An 18555-nucleotide genomic window follows, 5' to 3' on the forward strand; every position below is an offset into this window, starting at 1 on the left:
TTGCGTGTATTGCTAAATATATCACGAAATATGATTCGTGGAAGGTTCATACTGACTGCGAATATCCTTTTTCTCTTATGTCACAATGAATAAATTCTTTAATGAATGAACTTATTGAAGATTTAAATGGCATAACTAAATTCTTTCTGCAAATTTTGTGTTTTTTGTTTGCATTACTTGATTTTATATCATTTCTGAAAGCAAGGAAGTCGGTTATTCTTATTTATTCTGCTTTCAGAAGCAAGTCCCGTTTAACCGGCATTCATTTGCGAGACAATATTTTTCATTCGCTTGCTGATTTTGAAGATGTCTGCTAATTATTATAAAAAATTGCCCGTGTTCCGCTATACAGAGAATTGACGTTTTGGCGGTGGAAGCAAGCGGTAAAATTAGTTAAGTTATTTTATGTCGTTGGGTTGATTTTAATTTTAGCTGTCTGTTCTTGTGATAAGGGCAATAGATGAGTAACTTTTCCGTCAAAGCACCAAAGCGCGGACATATTCATATCGTATTGACAGAGAAATTATTTATGGTATAAATGTTCTTTATAGCGATATTAAAGATACGAATGAACTATCGTTTCGTAGAGTCGGCGAGTTTTTGTATTATATCATTTTAGCTATAATTGATAGGTTCTTAGCGAGATTGGTTGGGTACGTCTATTTCTTGATTGAGGCTATATAAATTCGCGAAATGAATATTTGCAGCTTAAATTGTGTAGCCAAAAAGTTTTTTTCATACTCTCAAGGGATTTATTAACAAAAAAGAGAGTAGCGGATATATTTCGGGCAAAAGCTGATAATGATTGGGAGAGTAATCATTGCAAAGCAAAGCGACGAACGATGTCTCGAAAGATTGGAGAATATCTGTTGCGCTTTTGGCTTTAATTTTAAGAATAATGTCGTTTTTTTTTGACAAAGATAGAAGAGTTTAATAAGGTGTTGTTTTTAAAATTTTGGTAAAGAAACGAGATAGGCTCATAATTTGCTAAGTGTATACCTAGAATGGTAAAGGTGGTTTAAAATATGAGTTTTAGTTTTTTAATTTTTGATTTAGACGGAACGCTTATTGATTCTCAAAGAGATATAGCGTCGGCAGTTAATTCGGTTAGGAAAGATTACGGTTTTGATTGTCTTCGTGTAGAACAGGTATGTTCTTGCCTTGGCAGTGGTGCTAGCACGCTTATGGACAGAGTTATTCCTGAAAAAAAAGGAATGGACAGATTGGAAATTCTTGAGAAATTTAAATTTTATTACGGACAGTGTTTGACCGACACTACTATTATGTATGACGGTGTTGGAGAAGTACTCGAAACTTTAAAAAATAAAAAGAAAGCGATTTTGTCCAATAAAGATGAAAATTTTTCTCGCAAGATTGTAAAAAAGCTGGGAATTTCTGATTATTTTGTTAAAGTATGGGGCGGGGACAGCGCAGGGGCGAAAAAACCTGATCCTAAACCGATTGCGGATTTAATAAGCCTTACAAATTCCGATATTTCAAAAACTGTTATGATAGGCGACAGCGCAAACGATTTTTTAGCCGCTAGAGCCGCGGGGGTAATGTCAATAGCTGTGCTATACGGCTACTCCGACATAGAGCAAATAAGGCGGTATAATCCTGACTTTACGGTTAAAACTCCTAAAGATATAATTGATATAGTTCTATAGTTGTCTTACGACAAATAACGCTGCCTTTGGCGTAAAAACGAAACAGCTTCATTATAGAGGCGTTTTTATGTGGCGGCGTTGCTTTTGTCTGCCTTGAATTTGAGTTTTTTAACAGTTCTTTTTGTCAGTAAAAACTGTTTCAAATCCGCCTTTTAAAATATCTGCTGCTTATTGGAATTGAGTTGCCGAAAATTCATCTGTTCTGTGGGGTTTTAAAATCTTTGCCGTTTGTTAAAACTGCAGGCTTCCTCCGGTTTATAAAAATCATCTGCAGGTTTAAAATGCAAAAAATTAATATAGAGTCGCTTTGTATATCCGAAATATAAGTTTATACTGCTTGCAGCGCATTTATGAAAATCCGAACAATTTGTGAATTTTTGGCGAAACTTGGATTTTAAGAGTTGCGTGAGTTTGAGGAAATCCGCTTTTACCTTAAAACTCTCAATATGCTGATAGTTTATCTAAAGCCGGTTATAAAAGCCGGCGTATAGAGAAATTGTCAAGTTTCAACGTGGAAAACTCTATTCTTGTCTCTGAGAAGAGTTCTTTAAAGGTATTGTCGGGATATTCAATATCCGTGACAACTCTTTTGATGCCTGCATTTACTGTCATTTTGGCACATAATACGCACGGAGAATGTGTGCAGTAAAGCGTTGAACCTTTGATGTTTACGCCGTGATACCCGCCCTGTATAATTGCATTTTGTTCGGCGTGAATCGCTCTGCATATTTCGTGTCTTTGTCCGGAAGGGATATTGAGCGTGTTTCTTAAGCAGCCCAGAGACATGCAATCCAGCGTTCCTGTGGCAGCTCCGTTATAGCCTGTCGTTAAAATTCTTTTATCTCTTACGATGACTGTCCCGACGTGATGTCGTATGCACGTTGATCTTTCGGAGACAAGCCATGCGAGCTTCATAAAGTATTCGTCCCAAGACGGACGACTGTGCGTTGTAGTTTTTTCCATTTTTGTGTCAAATATTAAACTAAAAAAATAATGCTAGGGTCAAATATGTTTTTTTTGCTAAAATACTCATCTATAATAATTGCGTAAAAATCGGGAGATTATATGAATTTTCAGGAAATTATTATGATTTTGCAAAAGTTCTGGGCGGAAAAAGGATGTCTTATATGGCAGCCTTACGACTTGGAAAAAGGGGCGGGAACATTTAACCCCGCTACGTTCCTGCGTTCTCTTGGTCCGCAGCCTTGGAATGCAGCTTATATCGAGCCTTCCAGAAGACCTGCCGATGGAAGATACGGAGAAAATCCTAACAGGCTCCAGCATTATTACCAGTTTCAAGTTATTATGAAACCTGCTCCCAAAAATATACAGCGAATTTATTTGGAAAGTTTAAAAGCTGTGGGACTTGATCCGAAAAAACACGATGTAAGATTTGTTGAAGACGACTGGGAATCTCCAACGCTCGGCGCGTGGGGACTTGGTTGGGAAGTATGGATTGACGGTATGGAAGCGACGCAGTTTACGTATTTCCAGCAGGTTGGCGGCATCGATTTAAATCCGATTTCCGTTGAAATTACGTATGGAACTGAAAGACTTGCGATGTATGTTCAAAAGAAAAACAGTGTTTACGATTTGCAGTGGAACGACAAAGTGACTTACGGCGATGTTCATCTTGAAGATGAAAAGCAGTGGTCTTTTTATAATTTTGAAACAGCAGGTGTCGGTATGTTAAAGAGACATTTTGACGAATGGGAAAAAGAGGCTGAAAGACTTGTCCAAATGCATTTTCCGATTCCTGCTTATGATGCTGTTGTTAAATGTTCGCACTTGTTTAACTTGCTTGACGCAAGAGGCGCCATTTCAGTTTCTGAAAGAGTTGGTTATATTTTAAGGGTGCGCACAATAACAGGAATTGTCGCTAAAGAGTATTTGAATTCCGAAGCGATATTTAAAAAATAACTTGTAAGTAGTACGAGAAGCCTAAAAGAAATTTTTATTTTAGATAAATACGGAGCGGAAAATGGTTGTTGAGGATATAAAAAACGCTTTGCTAGAAATAGGCGCGGAAGAAATTCCGTCTTCATATATTGAACCGGCTTTGAAACAGATGGAAGATTATGCGTTGAAAGCCTTTAATTCTTCAATGTTGAGATACGGCGCGCTTAAAACTTACGCCACGCCTAGAAGACTTGTGCTTATGGTGAAGAATCTTTCTCCAGAAAGTGATGGTAAAACTGAAGAGATTTTAGGACCATCTTTGAAAGTGGCAAAAGATGCTCATGGCGGATATACGCAAGCGGCTGTGGGTTTTGCTTCAAAAAACGGCTTAATTCCAGAAAAACTTTCCGTAAAGACGACAGAAAAAGGCGAGTATCTTTTTTTTACTAAAAAAACTAAAGGCGAAAAAACAGGAAAGCTTTTGGCTGTAATTTTTCCTGAGATAATAAAGAATATATCTTTCCCTAAGACAATGATATGGGAGGAAAGCGGTTTTAAATTCGCAAGGCCCATAAGAAATATAATCGCGCTTTACGGGAAAGAGGTAATTAAATTTAAAATTGCGGATGTTGATTCTTCAAATTGGACTACGGGGCTTCATACATGTGATGATGGTAAAATAAAAATAGATTTGCCTGAAAATTATCTTTTGACAATGAAGGATAAATCTGTGATTGTCAACCAGAGAGAAAGACGCGAAGAAATAAAAAAATCTATAAAATCGGTCGCTGAAAATATCGGCAGCGCGATACTTGACGAAGAACTTGTTGACAATGTGAATTATCTGGTTGAGTATCCTTCGGCAATACTTTGTGCTTTTGGCGGAAAATATCTCGATTTACCGGAAGAAGTTCTTACTGTGTGCATGAAAAAAAGCCAAAAATGTTTTGCGGTAAACGATAAAAACGGCAATTTTTCGAATTATTTTATCGGCGTTAAAAACGGCGTTGCAAAATATCTGGAAATTGCGAGAGAGGGATATGAAAGAGTTGTTGCTGCAAGACTTGCCGACGCTGAGTTTTTTTACCGCAACGATTTGAAAAAAGGGCTTGGCGCAAATATAGAAAAATTAAAAGGTGTCGTTTTCCATAAGGAAATCGGAACGGTTTATGAAAAAGTAGGACGCGTTAAACAAATAGCGGCGCTTTTTAACGAAGAATTCAATATGAGAATTGACAGCGGCGCTCTTGAAAGAGCGGCGATGTTTTCAAAAGCCGATTTGGTAAGCGAAATGGTTTTTGAGTATCCAGAGCTTCAAGGCGTGATGGGAAGAATTTATGCTCTTAAGTTGGGCGAAAGCATAGATGTTGCCGCGTCAATGGAGCAGCATTACTGGCCGTTAAGCGCTTTGGGAAGACTTCCGTCGTGTCCGGTGTCGTCTTTGATATCCTTGTCTGATAAAATAGATACCTTAGTGGCGTTTTTTTCAATAGGGCTTGAGCCGTCAGGGTCTGCGGATCCTTACGGGATAAAAAGAGCCGGGACAGGTTTTATAAAAGTGGCGATGAAAGAACTGCCTAAATGCGATTTAACGGGCGCTGTTGAAAAAGTTTTTGAATTTTTGCCTGAGAATGTGAAAAATCATCCGAAATCAAAAGATGCTTACGAGAGACTTCTCAAATTCTTTCGACAGAGAATAGAAAATTTTTTTGAGACGGAAGGATATAATTCTGATGAAATAAAAGCTGTTGCGAATGCCTCGGCGGCTAATAAATTGGAAACATTGGGTTCTTTGCGACCTAAGCTTGATGCTTTACGTAGCGCTAGACAAAGAGGGGATTTTTTGTCTATTGCGGCTGTATTTAAGAGAATAAATAACATTGTAAATCAAGCGGAAAAGCAAAAAATCAGCGTTCTCGGAGCAGTAAACGAGGATTTGCTTGTTGAAACTGCCGAAACGGCGCTTTACGCCGTTGCTAAAAAAGTAAAAACAGAAGTTGAGAATTACGTGTCGGAAAGCGGATATAATGAAGTTTTTGATAAAGTATCGGAGATAAAGCCGTCGATTGACGCTTTTTTTGAAGAAGTTATGGTGATGACAGAAAATGAAGCTGTAAAATTAAACAGAATTTCTCTTTTAAATTATATAAAAAATATATTTGAGCAATTTATAGATTTTTCGGTTCTGCGGTATTGAATTGTCAAGTTGCCATTTTCTGTCGGCGTTTTTCTTAAAATAAATAAAGAATGGCGGAAGTAGAAAATAAAATTATATTTGAAATAAAAATACAAACATAGAGGGAAAAGAAAGGTTTGGGACTTATTTGCACATAAAAAAATTGTATAATAGACAAATGAAAGAACAAAAATCATTGGATATTTTAAGACATTCTGCGGCGCATATAATGGCAGCAGCCGTCACAGAGCTTTTTCCCGGAACAAAAGTCGCGATAGGTCCGTTTATAGAAGACGGATTTTATTACGATTTTGACAGGGTAGAATCTTTTACTCTCGATGATTTGACAAAAATTGAAGAAAAAATGGGAGAAATAATAAAAGAGGACCATCCTTTTATACATTCTTCTGTGCCTAAGGACCGAGCCGTTAAAGATTTTCGGGAAAAAGGCGAGAAATATAAAGCCGAAATAGCTTCTCAAATAGATGGCGACGAAGTAAGTGTGTACAAGTCAGGAAATTTTACGGATTTGTGCAAAGGTCCTCATATAAGTTCAACCGGAAAACTCAAATATTTCAAGCTTCTTTCCGTTGCAGGCGCTTATTGGAGAGGCGATTCTTCGAGGGAACAGCTCCAGAGAATTTATGGAACGGCGTTCTTTACAAAAGAAGATGTTGACGGTTATCTGGCTAAAATTGAAGAAGCTCAAAAAAGGGATCATAGAAAGCTTGGAAAAGATTTGGATTTGTTCAGCGTCAACGAGGCTGTCGGTGGCGGTTTGGTTCTATGGCATCCGAAAGGCGCGCTTTTGAGAGATACTATTGAGAGTTATTTTAAAAAGTTCCATATTGACAACGGTTACGATATTCTATTTACGCCGCATATTGCAAGCGAGGAGCTTTTTAGAATAAGCGGTCATTTGCAGACTTATTCTGAAAATATGTATGCGCCTATGGAAATAGAGGGAAAACCGTACCGAGTAAAACCTATGAACTGTCCTATGCACTTAATGATATATAAAACAAAACTTCATTCTTATAGAGAACTCCCGGTGAGATATGCAGAGCTTGGCACGGTTTACAGATTTGAAAAATCTGGCGTTTTACACGGACTATTAAGAGTCAGGGGATTTACTCAGGACGACGGGCATGTTATCGTTACTCCGGAACAGCTTGAAGAGGAAATGCTCAAAGTTTTTAGCATGGCGATAAACTGTCTTAAAGATTTTGGATTTAGTGAATATAAAATATATCTTGCCACAAGACCTGAAAAAAAATATGTGGGCGAAATAGAAGATTGGGAAAAAGCGCAAAATTCTATCGAGAACGCTTTGAAAAAAACGAGATACGACTATGAAGTTGACGAAGGTGGCGGAGCTTTTTACGGTCCGAAAATCGACATTAAGATAAAAGACGCTTTAGGAAGACTCTGGCAATGTTCAACAATACAATTTGATTTCAACCTTCCTGAAAGATTTGATATTTTTTATATTGATTCATCGGGCAAAAAAGCAAGACCTTATATGATTCACAGAGCGCTGTTAGGATCTTTAGAGAGATTTATAGGCGTTCTTTTAGAACATTATGCAGGCGCTCTTCCTGTTTGGCTTTCTCCTGTTCAGGTCGCGTTGATAAATATCAATACGGAACAGCATGAGTTCTGCATAAAATTGTTGAAAGAGTTGAAAAAGAACGATGTGAGAGTTATTTTTGACGGCAGAAATGAAAAGATCGGGCATAAAATAAGAGAAAATGTAATGCAGAAGATTCCCTATGTGGCGGTTGTGGGAAATAAAGAAAAAGCTGCGGGCGCGGTTTCCGTAAGAGCAAGAGGCAATAGAGATTTGGGAGTTATGGCAATTGATAATTTTATTTCTCTTATAAAAGAAAAAAGTGCCTATGGAGTGAACGATTTATAGTCGTTTTTCACATAAATGTCGTAAATATAAGGTAGGTGGATGAAGTGAAACACGTGGATGAAGCAAGAGTAAATTCTTTTCTTGAGATAGAAGCGTCCGAAAAAGAAATTGACAGTGTTTTAGAAAAGACAAGACAGTTGAAAAAACTTACTTTGGAAGAGTCTGCAAAGCTTTTGTCTGTAACCGATTCTGCGCTTCTTAAAAAAATCTACGACGCCGCCTCCTATGTGAAAAATACCATATACGGCAAACGTGTTGTAATGTTTGTGCCTCTCTATATAAGCAATGTTTGCGCAAATAGTTGCCTTTATTGCGGTTTTGCGTCAAACAATAAACTTACCGTTAGAAAAAAGCTTACGTTTCAGGAAATAAAAGAACAGACAGAAATACTTCTCAAGAGAGGTCATAAACGCATTTTGATGGTTGCGGGAGAAATGTCCTCTTCAAAAGAAAATACGGATTATTACGTCGGTGCAGTTAAAGCGATTTACAGTGCGGATTACAAAGGAAATAAAATAAAAAGAGTAAACATAAATGTCGCTCCGATGAGTACCGACGATTTTAAAAGATTAAAGGAAGCTGGTATAGGCACATATCAGATATTTCAGGAAACTTATCACGAAGAAACTTACAAGAAACTTCATATTGCGGGTGCAAAATCTGACCCTGACAATCGTCTGGACGCAGTGGATAATGCGTTTAAAGCAGAGATCGACGATGTTGGAATAGGACCGCTGTTGGGTCTTTACGATCACCGTTTTGAGATTCTTGCGATGCTTATGCATGTGGAATATCTTGAAAAAACTTACGGCGTAGGACCTCACACTATTTCAGTTCCACGTATTGAGCCGGCGCCGGGATCTGCGTACGCTTCAAACCCGGAATATCCGCTTACAGATGAAGAATTTAAAAAATTAGTAGCTGTTTTAAGACTTTCTGTTCCTTACACCGGAATAATAATGTCAACTAGAGAAACTGCAAACCTAAGGGACGTTCTTGTAAATCTGGGTGTTTCTCAGATAAGCGCGGAATCAAGGGTTACTCCCGGCGGATATGAAGACGATTCGGTAGTAACTCCTCATAACAATAAACTTGAAAGACAGTTCAGTCTAAACGATCAGCGTACTCTTGACGAGATAGTGAAATCGTTGCTCCTGCAGGGATTTATACCTAGTTTTTGCGCCGCGTGTTATCGTAAAAATAGAACGGGCGAACATTTCATGGATTTGGCAAAACCCGGCAAAATAAAACATATGTGCGATATAAACGCTTTGGTTACTTTAAAAGAATATCTTGAAGATTTTGCAGAACCCGAAATAAAAGAATTAGGATATAAGCTTATTGAAGAGTGTAAAACAAAGCTTGACGGAGCGGGACTTAATGCGCTGGAGACGTTTTTCAAGAACGTAGATAACGGCATACGTGACGAGTACATTTAGTCTGGCGAATTCCTATTTATTATGCCGTGTAGAATTATAGTGTCAACGGCGTTTTTCTAACCGCGCGTTTATAACAGGTTACATATGTGTTTTCAGTTTATTTGAGTCGTCCCAGAACAGCGATGGAAAAAGATTTAGCTCTATTTGTTAACGCCATAATATTGTTTGTATAGATTTGAATAAACGCATTAAAAAAGGAAGATATAAGAAGAAACTTAGGATTTGACAATCACCGAATGATAATCACAGCTTTAGGTAAATCATAAGTAAAAGCATTAAAAAGAGCAATACGATAATGAGGGCTGCCATGCAAAGTGCGCCATATTCACCATGCAAATAATATAAGTGTTTGCATGGTTTAACATATTATTTATAACGATTAAAAAAGTTCTGTGCGTCAGATTTGCGAAGACTGTTCCGTTTCGGCAGACAATCGTTTTTGTAAGTCAGCATTATGGACAAATTATTCCTGTGAAGTCTGCTCTCACGCTATATTTGCAACAACCGCTCGGAACTGCGTTGCATTCGGCAACAAAGGCACTTACCGCAACCAAAAAGTTGGTATTTATTGTATTTCTTACTAAAAATTGAAACAGGATTAATACATTTCATCAAAACCTCTTTCTAAAAAGTTCCGTTGTAATTCACGCGGATTTATGCTTCCAGACGTTGGCTTTGTCCTATTAAAAACCATAAATTTAAAAATTCTCTTATTTATAAAGAACTTTTTTTGAATAGCTCAATATATAATAAAGAAGAAAAAATTAAAATAGGATTAAAAGAGTTAAATTTGTAAAGAGCTGAGTTAAAGTGTTATATTTTTGGTGTCTTTTTACACAAACACAGCTCGTTATTATAATTGATTTTTCAATTATAGTTTGTTAAAATCCTTTTTTAAAGCGTAGCTCTAGCTTGTGTTTTACTTATGATGCGCTGCTAGCTCAATTGGTAGAGCAAACGACTCTTAATCGTTAGATTATAGGTTCAACTCCTATGCAGCGCATATTTATTTGTTTTGATTACTTAAATGCGGGCGTGGCGGAATTGGCAGACGCGTATGGCTTAGGACCATATACCGCAAGGTATGGGGGTTCAAATCCCTCCGTCCGCATATGCATAAGTTTTTTGCTGTTGTCTTAAGCAATGTCGTCTTTTTCATTTCTTCTCTTTCCGCAAGTCAAGTAGAAAGGAAGTGAGAAGGCGTGTTGTTATTTCCGCTTTCGGCATTCAGTCCTGTCCGCGTTGTTTACCGCCTTACTAAATCTAAATAAGGTGTGCAAATTTGTCGGTTTAAGCGGATTTGAGCGGCGCTGTACCCTATTTACAAGGTTATCGCTAAAAAAAACAAACGATGTCAATTCCTATTGATATCCGGCTGAGTTTATCCGGAAATAACGACAAGAAAGTCGGCAGTCGCGGTTTCCGGCATGACAAATAGTGTTTGTGTTAAATAAAGAGGAAAAGTAAATGGTTCAGGAAAATAAAATAATTGATTTTAAGTCCACGGTTGTTGACGAAAAATTGTGTTCTATAACTGTAGATGTTGAAGTTCCAGAAAATATTGCGACAGATGAAATTAAATCTGCTTTTGGCTGGATACAGCAACAGGTAAAAATCGACGGATTTCGGCATGGCAAAGTCCCGATGGGTATTGTCAAGCAGAAGTTTGTCGGCGAAGCTAAAGATAGAGCTGTAGAAAACATTATCAAAAAGACCGTTTTAAACGCTCTTAAAAAAGAGAAGTTCGCTTCGATTGATGTGCCGGTTGTCGAAGAATTTAATTATGAACTCGGACAAACTCTAAAATATCGTTTTACTGCGGAACGCCATCCAAAAATCGATATAAAGGATTATAAAGGCATTCCGGTGAAAAAAGAAGTTTTTAAAGTCACTAGTAAAAATTTGGAACAGAGTCTTGAATTTTTAAGAGAAAAAAACGCAAAACTTGTTTCCTCTAAATCCGGCGAAGTTGCGGAAAAGAGTTTTGTTTACGTTGATTATAATGCTTTTGCCGCTGACGGCAAAGCGCTTCCTGAAATTACGGCGAAAAACCATATTCTCGATTTAAGTTCAAGCAACATAGTTAAAGGATTTAAAAAAGCTTTAAAAGGCTCAAAAATAGGCGACGAAAAAGATGTAAAGGTCGAGTATCCTGCAGATTATCCCAATAAAACTTTAGCGGGAAAAACTGTAACATTTAAAACGAAGGTGCTTGAAATAAAAGAAAAAGAACTTCCGGAACTCAACGATGATTTTGCAAAAGATATTGAAACTGAAAATCTTGAAGATTTAAAAACAAAACTGAGAGAAAGTATGGAAGCCAAAGAAAAACATCGGCAGGACATAGACGTTGAGAAACAGATTGTCGACTATTTGCTCGAGAAAAATAAGTTTGAGGTTCCGCAGTGTTTAATTGCGAAATATAGAGAATCTTTGATTGAAAAAATGAAAAGCTATATGAAAAGTCAAGGCGCTTCCGCCGAGTATGTTGAAGAACAAATTGAACTCGAAAAGGAAAAATTTAAAGAAGAAGCGGAAAGAAAAGTGAGACTTTCTTATATTCTGGATACTATATGTACAAATGAAAATCTTGCAGTAAACGACGCTGATATTGAGGAAGAGAAAAATAAGATGAAGACTTCAAATCCGGGTAAAGAAAATGTGGTTGATAAATATTTTACGGAAAAAAAAGAAAGTGTGATGCTTTCGTTAAAAGAACAAAAGCTCTTCAAGTTTTTGCTTGGCAGCGCAGATATCAAAACTGAAGAAAAAGATATGCCGCTAGAGAAAGACTGGGATGAAAAATAAAACCTTTGTAAAGCAAAACCCGCTGCTTTTGTCATTGCATGGAAAGCTCGAGTTAACGAAAACCGCATAAACTTCTACGATGTGTTTGCAAGTGTCAAGTATTTACGTTGTTTGGAGGAAGAGGTGCCGTCACTAATACCCACAGTAATAGAAAGATGGAATCAAGGAGCTGCCGTAACGTATGATTTGTATTCGAGACTTCTCAAAGACAGAATTATTTTTGTCGGAGGTCAAGATGGAGCCGTTACCACCGATTCTGCCAATGTTTTAATAGCGCAGCTTTTATATTTAGATTCAGAAGATCAAGGAAAAGATATAAGTTTATACATCAATTCGCCTGGCGGGATGGTTACTGCCGGACTTGCAGTTTATGATACTATGCAATTTATAAAAAGTCCGATAACCACAATTTGTATGGGCATGGCAATGTCTTTTGGAGCTGTTTTACTTGCAGCGGGAACAAAAGGCAAAAGATATGCTTTGACGCATTCCCGCATAATGATACACCAACCTTTAATTTACGGCGGCGGTTTATCGGGGACGGTTTCTGATATTGATATAGAAACAAAAGAACTTGTCTATACGAAGCAAAAACTTTCAAAAATAATTGCAAAGCATACTGGAAAAACGACAGAACAAGTATTGAAAGACACCGACAGAAATTATTATATGTCGGCGCACGAAGCAAAAGACTATGGTCTTATTGACGAAGTGGTGGTCAGTTTAAAATAGCGTTAGTCGTAATTAAAAGCGGCGCCGTAATAAATTTGCAACGATTGCAAAGAAGCAGAGGAATACAATGGAAAATAATTTGAGCGAAAAGCATTGCGTATTCTGCAACAGAGGTTATCCTCATAAATTAATTGGGGGAAACGATATTTATATTTGCGAAGAATGCGCGAGGCGTTCGCTAGAGTTTTTCGACGATTTAAATAAAAAAGAATCGAAAGAGGCCATTTTAGAACTGCCTAAGCCAAGCGAAATAAAAAATTTCCTTGACGCTTATGTCATAGGACAGGATCACGCAAAGAAAGCTTTGTCTGTTGCCGTATATAATCATTATAAAAGATTAGAATCGTCCGTCGACGCTATATCAGAAGACGATGTTGAACTTCAAAAATCCAATATTTTACTTATAGGTCCTACAGGAACGGGCAAAACTCTTTTAGCTCAGACACTGGCGAGAATACTTGACGTTCCATTTGCTATTTCCGATGCGACTGCTTTGACGGAAGCAGGATATGTCGGAGAGGATGTTGAAAATATACTTTTAAGGCTTATACAAAATGCGAATTTTAATATAAGAAAAGCGGAAAAAGGTATAATTTATATTGATGAAATAGATAAAATTTCAAGAAAGTCCGATACCCCGTCCATTACAAGAGACGTTTCCGGCGAAGGTGTTCAACAGGCTCTTTTAAAAATTCTTGAGGGAACTGTCGCAAATGTTTCTCCTCAAGGCGGAAGGAAGCATCCGCAACAGGAATATCTAAGAATAGATACTACGGACATTCTTTTTATATGTGGCGGCGCTTTTGACGGACTTGAAAAAATAATAGAGAAACGTTTATCAAAAAAGACTTTGGGTTTTATAACAGACGGTGCGGATAACAGAGACAATTTGAAAAATGCAGATTATGCGCTTTCCAGAGTCGAAAGCGAAGATTTAATAAAATTTGGTCTTATACCGGAATTTATAGGAAGAGTTCCCGTGATTTCAACGTTAGAACGTTTGTCGGCGGCGGATCTGGTGCATATTTTAACAAAGCCAAAAAACGCTCTAGTAAAACAATATCAAAAAATGTTTCAGTTTGAAAACGTTGAACTTAAATTTGAGAAAGAGGCTTTGGAAAAAATAGCGGATGAAGCTTTAAAAAAAGGTTCAGGAGCGAGAGGTTTGAGATCAATTATAGAAAATATACTGCTTGATGCGATGTTTGGTATTCCAGATGATGCTTCAGTCGTAAAAAGCATAGTTACGGCTGAAACCGTATTAAAAAAAGAAATGCCGAAATTTATATATAAAAAAGGCACAGAGGAGACTGCATGAGCGAACTGGATAGACTCAGTAGCGATAAAAACGAACCGCCCAAAATTCCTGACGTACTTCCGCTTCTTCCAGTGAGGGATATAATTTTGTATCCGGCAATGGTGTTGCCGCTTGCCATAGGCAGAGAAAAGTCAATCAAGGCTTTGGAAGAATCTATGGCGACAAACAGACTTATTTTTATTGTTGCGCAGAAAAATACTCAAATTGAAGATCCTACGCCTAATGACGTTTATAATATAGGAACCATTTGCGAAGTGCTTCAAATATTGAAAATGCCTGACGGCACATTGAAAGCTCTTGTTGAAGGTATAAACAGAGCGCAGTGGACGGATTTTAAGTTGAGCAATAAAGGTTATATTGAAGTTGGGTTGAAAGTTTTTGATGAGAAAACTGTAAAAATGCCTGAAGTTGAAGCAATTATGAGACAGGCTATCAGTCTTTTTGAGCAGTATGTTAAATTAAATCCCAGAATACCTATAGAGATTTCTGTTTCCGTAAGCAATATTGCGGATCCCGCAAGACTTGCAGACACAATAGCGTCTCACCTTGCAATAAAAAACAACGACAAACAAACAGTTCTTGAACTTGTGAATTCCGTTGAGCGTTTAGAGAAGATAGTCAAGATACTTAACACGGAAATAGAAATATTAAATATTGAAAGACGCATTCAAAGCAGGGTGAGAAACCAGATAGAAAAGACGCAGAAAGAATATTACCTTACCGAACAAATGAAAGCTATTCAAAAAGAGCTTAAGCAAAAAGATGATGCGCAAAAAGACGTTGACGAGTTGAAAAACAAGCTTAAGAAAACAAAAATGCCGCAGACTGTAAGAAGTGCCGCGGATAAGGAAATAGCGAGACTTGAAAAGATGATGCCGATGTCTCCGGAAGCTACGGTTATAAGAACGTATCTTGAATGGATATTGGATTTGCCATGGGAGAAATCGACTTCTGACAATTTGGACTTAAAGAGAGCTAAAGAAGTTTTAGACGAGGATCACTATGGGCTTGAGAAGGTTAAAGATAGAGTTTTGGAATATCTTGCGGTCTTATCAAGAGTGCAGAAAATAAAAGGTCCTATCCTCTGTTTTATCGGACCTCCCGGAGTGGGTAAAACTTCTATTGCGAAATCCGTCGCAAGAAGTCTTGGAAGAAGCTTTGTGAGAATTTCAATGGGTGGCGTAAGAGATGAAGCCGAAATAAGAGGGCATAGGCGCACTTATATAGGCTCAATGCCCGGTAAAATTATACAGTCGATGAAGAAAGCGGGGTCGAACAATCCCGTATTTATTCTTGATGAAATAGATAAAATTGGTTCTGACTGGAGGGGCGATCCATCCTCGGCACTGCTTGAAGTTTTGGATCCGGAACAGAATTATGCTTTTGGCGATCATTATCTTGATGTGGATTTTGATTTGTCAAATGTTATGTTCATAACAACAGCAAATACTTTAAACAATATTCCCATCACTTTGCTTGACAGATTAGAACTTATAAGGTTTTCCAGTTATACGGATGTCGAGAAATATCATATAGCTGAAGGTTTTGTAGTTCCTAAACAGATAAAAGATCATGGATTAAAGCCGGAAGAGTTTATTTTTGCGGACGGCACTCTTGACGCTATTATTAAAAACTACACGCATGAAGCGGGCGTCCGTAATTTAAGTAGAGAAATTGCAAATCTTTGCAGGAAAGTTGCCAAAGAGCTTGAATTTAACAAAGAGTTGAAGTCGATAACAATTACGCCTGAAAATCTGAATAAATATCTTGGTGTAGCTTATTATGAAAGGGAGAAAATAGCGGAAAATGATATCGGTGTGGCAACGGGACTTGCATGGACAGAATTCGGCGGTGAAACGCTGACGATAGAAGTAAATAAGATGGGGGGCAAGAATTCTTTGGTTCTCACGGGAAAGCTAGGTGATGTTATGAAAGAATCCGCACAAGCCGCTTTGACGTATGTCCGTTCGTCATCGCGAAAACTGACAATAGATGAAAGTATGTTTTCAAGTACAGACTTTCATGTACATGTGCCTGAAGGTGCGGTACCGAAAGACGGACCGAGCGCAGGAATTGCTTTGGCGACAGCTCTCGCTTCGATATGCATGAATAAGCCTATAAAAAAGAAAATTGCAATGACCGGAGAAGTTACTTTGAGAGGTAGGGTGCTTGGTATCGGCGGGCTTAAAGAGAAAGTTCTTGCCGCTGATAGGGAAGGAATAAAGACGGTGTTATTTCCTGAAAGCAATAAAAAAGATTTAGTTGATATCCCTGAAGACGTGAGAAAACGATTACATATGATACCTGTTTCCCATATGGATGAGGTAATTTCTTTGACGATAGAACAGATCCCCATAGATAGAAAAAGCATAAAAATGAACAAAAGAACGTAGGAAATGGAATATGACGAAACATTACCTTCTGACGCCGGGACCTGTCCCAGTTCCTCCTGAGATTGCTCTTAAGGAAGCATTGCCGGTATTTCATCACAGGACGGGCGAGTTTGCGGCAGTTTATGGGGACATTGCTAAAGGTTTAAAATATATTTTTCAGACTGAAAATGAAGTGTACGCGCTGGCTTCTTCGGGAACAGGTGCGATGGAAGCGACTGTTGCAAATCTTTTAAGTCCGGGAGATAGAATTATAGTTGCAAGCTGCGGGATTTTTGGCTGTAGATGGATAGAAATAGCGCGAGAATACGGAATGGAAGTTGTTTCTGTTTCCGTCGAATGGGGAAAAGCCGTAAAGCCTGCCGAAATAGAAAAAGCACTCAGAGAAAATCCTAATGTCAAGGCTGTTTATACGACATTTGTCGAGACATCGACGGGCGTTGCAAATGATATTAAAACCATCGGCGAAATAGTTTCAAAGACAAACGCCGTTTTAGTTGTCGATGCAATTTCGGGACTTGTGGGTCAGGAGTTTAGGGCGGACGAGTGGAAAGTTGATGCAATGGTCTCCGCTTCGCAGAAAGGTTTTATGCTTGCTCCGGGTCTTGCTTTTATAATGTTGAGCGATAAGGCTTGGAAACTTGTTGAGAATTCAAAACTTCCGAAATTCTATTTTGATGTTAGAAAATATAAAAAATTTTACGCTGTAAGCGAAACTCCTTTTACTCCGCCGATAACTCTTATCGTTGCTCTTCAGGAGTCGATAAGACTTATAAGGAAAAAAGGATTAGAAAATATATGGAACGAATGCGGACTCCTTGCGAAAGCCGCAAGAAGCGGAATGAAAGCTCTAGGTTTGGAACTTTTCGGCGAGGCTCCGTGTGAAGTTGTTACGAGCGCTTTGGTTCCTGTTGAAATTGGCGTTGAGATAGTTGAGACTTTGAGAGAAAAATACGGCGTGTCGATTGCCGGCGGACAGGGCGATTTGAAAGGTAAAATTATAAGATTTGCGCATATGGGCTATATAGGTAAAGCCGACTTACTTGTAGGTTTTACATGTCTTGAAATGGTATTAATTGAACTTGGCATGAAAATTGAAAAAGGAAAGGCGGCGGCGGCTGTTGAAAAAGTGCTGCTAGAGGCGATGTAAAAAGTAAAAAGTTGAAAGTGAAAATGATATTTTCTTTTTTTTGCAGAGAAAATAGAGGGGAAAGAGAAAGTTTGGAGCAGTACGGAGAATTAGAATGTCCCGATAAAGCGATATCTAATGTTAAAATGCGATTAATTAGATTAGCAAAAAGTTGGAGTCTTATCTATTAAAACGCTCGTCAATTTTAATTACATATCTGAATAATACGTAAATTTGATAAAAATCTGTCATTTAAAATAATTGTTGTCACCAAAACATTTGAATAGTTTAGTTGTTTATTTTTAGTCTATTGTTAAAATTCTTTAATTAAGGAATTTGCTATGAGTATTGTTAGTATTGTTATTTTTGTTGTTGTTGGTTATTTTGTTTTAAAATTTATCATTTCTTTACTTGCTCCTGATTATACGCAAGTTTTTAATATTATAGGTTCTGCTTTGAACGAATTAGAAAGCAAGATAAACAAATTAGAAAGCAGGATAGACGAATTAGAAAGCGAGATAGGTTTACCATGAAAAGAAGTATTTTCATACAGAGAAAAACGAATCCTTTTATTAATTAGTTTAAAGAGTATTTTTTCGACAAAAGATTTTAAGCATACTTGGTTGCGTTTTATTTTGTTTTTCCGATTTTGCCGTATTTTGTTATTTAAATTGTATTTCTTATCGTGTGGATGCTGTGGTTGAGAATAATACTAAAAAATAGATGGGTATTTGTTTTGGAAAGTAGGAGTTTTTATGACTTTTTAATTGTCTTGTCATTTGTACAGTTTTAGCATATTGATTGTTATTTTTACTCTTTAGTGTACCGAAAACAGCATTTAAAATCTTTCATTGTAGCTCTTGAAAGAGCGGCAATAAAGCAGAGCGGCGTCTTAGTTGAAAGCGAAATCTTATCTTAAAAGCGTCTATGAGCCGGTTAGAAGCTCAGAATAAGAGATATCGTATGCGCCAAAAAGGTCATATTCATAATTCTATTCCTTAATCTCTACTTGAATTAACATCAGTTTAAATGTACTATATAAATACGATGTTACTGTTAGTTAACTGCTCTTTAGTTTT

General features: G+C 37.5%; 12 protein-coding genes and 2 tRNA genes. 13 read left to right on the forward strand and 1 reads right to left on the reverse strand.

Annotation, left to right across the window (positions count from 1 at the left end):
• The first annotated feature begins 1025 nt into the window (after window positions 1-1025).
• Window positions 1026-1667 (forward strand): HAD family hydrolase, encoded by a 642-nt coding sequence (locus tag LE179_RS01130; RefSeq protein ID WP_374128537.1) that lies wholly within the window; start codon window positions 1026-1028, stop codon window positions 1665-1667.
• A gap of 471 nt (window positions 1668-2138) precedes the next feature.
• On the opposite strand, the gene LE179_RS01135 is transcribed toward LE179_RS01130, so the two are convergent.
• Window positions 2139-2630 carry a cytidine/deoxycytidylate deaminase family protein gene (locus LE179_RS01135; protein WP_374128538.1) on the reverse strand — a complete coding sequence of 164 codons (492 nt, stop codon included), beginning with the start codon at window positions 2628-2630 and terminating at the stop codon, window positions 2139-2141.
• Between the two features lie 102 nt (window positions 2631-2732).
• On the opposite strand from LE179_RS01135, the gene LE179_RS01140 reads away from it, so the two are divergent.
• The 12 genes from LE179_RS01140 (at window position 2733) to LE179_RS01195 (ending at window position 18009) form a co-directional block, all read left to right on the forward strand.
• Window positions 2733-3587, forward strand: a complete 855-nt coding sequence (locus LE179_RS01140; protein WP_374128539.1) for a glycine--tRNA ligase subunit alpha — start codon at window positions 2733-2735, stop codon at window positions 3585-3587.
• A 61-nt stretch (window positions 3588-3648) separates the two neighbouring features.
• A complete protein-coding gene (gene glyS / locus LE179_RS01145; RefSeq protein WP_374128540.1) occupies window positions 3649-5763 on the forward strand; it encodes a glycine--tRNA ligase subunit beta in 2115 nt (704 codons plus the stop codon).
• 157 nt (window positions 5764-5920) lie between these two features.
• On the forward strand, window positions 5921-7660 hold the full coding sequence (gene thrS, locus LE179_RS01150; protein WP_374128541.1) for a threonine--tRNA ligase: 1740 nt from the start codon (window positions 5921-5923) through the stop codon (window positions 7658-7660).
• 44 nt (window positions 7661-7704) lie between these two features.
• Window positions 7705-9099 (forward strand): [FeFe] hydrogenase H-cluster radical SAM maturase HydG, encoded by a 1395-nt coding sequence (hydG, locus tag LE179_RS01155; protein WP_374128542.1) that lies wholly within the window; start codon window positions 7705-7707, stop codon window positions 9097-9099.
• A gap of 930 nt (window positions 9100-10029) precedes the next feature.
• Window positions 10030-10102: transfer RNA gene (locus LE179_RS01160), tRNA-Lys, on the forward strand.
• A gap of 26 nt (window positions 10103-10128) precedes the next feature.
• A tRNA-Leu gene (locus LE179_RS01165) sits at window positions 10129-10210 on the forward strand.
• 356 nt (window positions 10211-10566) lie between these two features.
• Window positions 10567-11907, forward strand: a complete 1341-nt coding sequence (gene tig, locus LE179_RS01170) for a trigger factor (protein WP_374128543.1) — start codon at window positions 10567-10569, stop codon at window positions 11905-11907.
• A 123-nt stretch (window positions 11908-12030) separates the two neighbouring features.
• Window positions 12031-12639, forward strand: coding sequence for an ATP-dependent Clp protease proteolytic subunit (locus LE179_RS01175; protein WP_374128544.1), 609 nt, complete (start codon window positions 12031-12033; stop codon window positions 12637-12639).
• Between the two features lie 67 nt (window positions 12640-12706).
• Window positions 12707-13957, forward strand: coding sequence for an ATP-dependent Clp protease ATP-binding subunit ClpX (gene clpX / locus LE179_RS01180; protein WP_374128545.1), 1251 nt, complete (start codon window positions 12707-12709; stop codon window positions 13955-13957).
• A complete protein-coding gene (gene lon, locus LE179_RS01185; RefSeq protein WP_374128546.1) occupies window positions 13954-16350 on the forward strand; it encodes an endopeptidase La in 2397 nt (798 codons plus the stop codon). The genes clpX and lon overlap by 4 nt, the downstream gene beginning before the upstream one ends.
• A gap of 10 nt (window positions 16351-16360) precedes the next feature.
• Entirely contained in the window at window positions 16361-17497 is a 1137-nt protein-coding gene (locus tag LE179_RS01190; protein WP_374128547.1) for an alanine--glyoxylate aminotransferase family protein, read from the forward strand.
• A gap of 320 nt (window positions 17498-17817) precedes the next feature.
• Window positions 17818-18009, forward strand: a complete 192-nt coding sequence (locus LE179_RS01195) for a hypothetical protein (protein ID WP_374128548.1) — start codon at window positions 17818-17820, stop codon at window positions 18007-18009.
• Window positions 18010-18555: the final 546 nt, after the last annotated feature.

This window comes from Candidatus Endomicrobiellum agilis, assembly GCF_020328115.1.
In the GTDB taxonomy this organism is placed as follows: domain Bacteria; phylum Elusimicrobiota; class Endomicrobiia; order Endomicrobiales; family Endomicrobiaceae; genus Endomicrobiellum; species Endomicrobiellum agilis.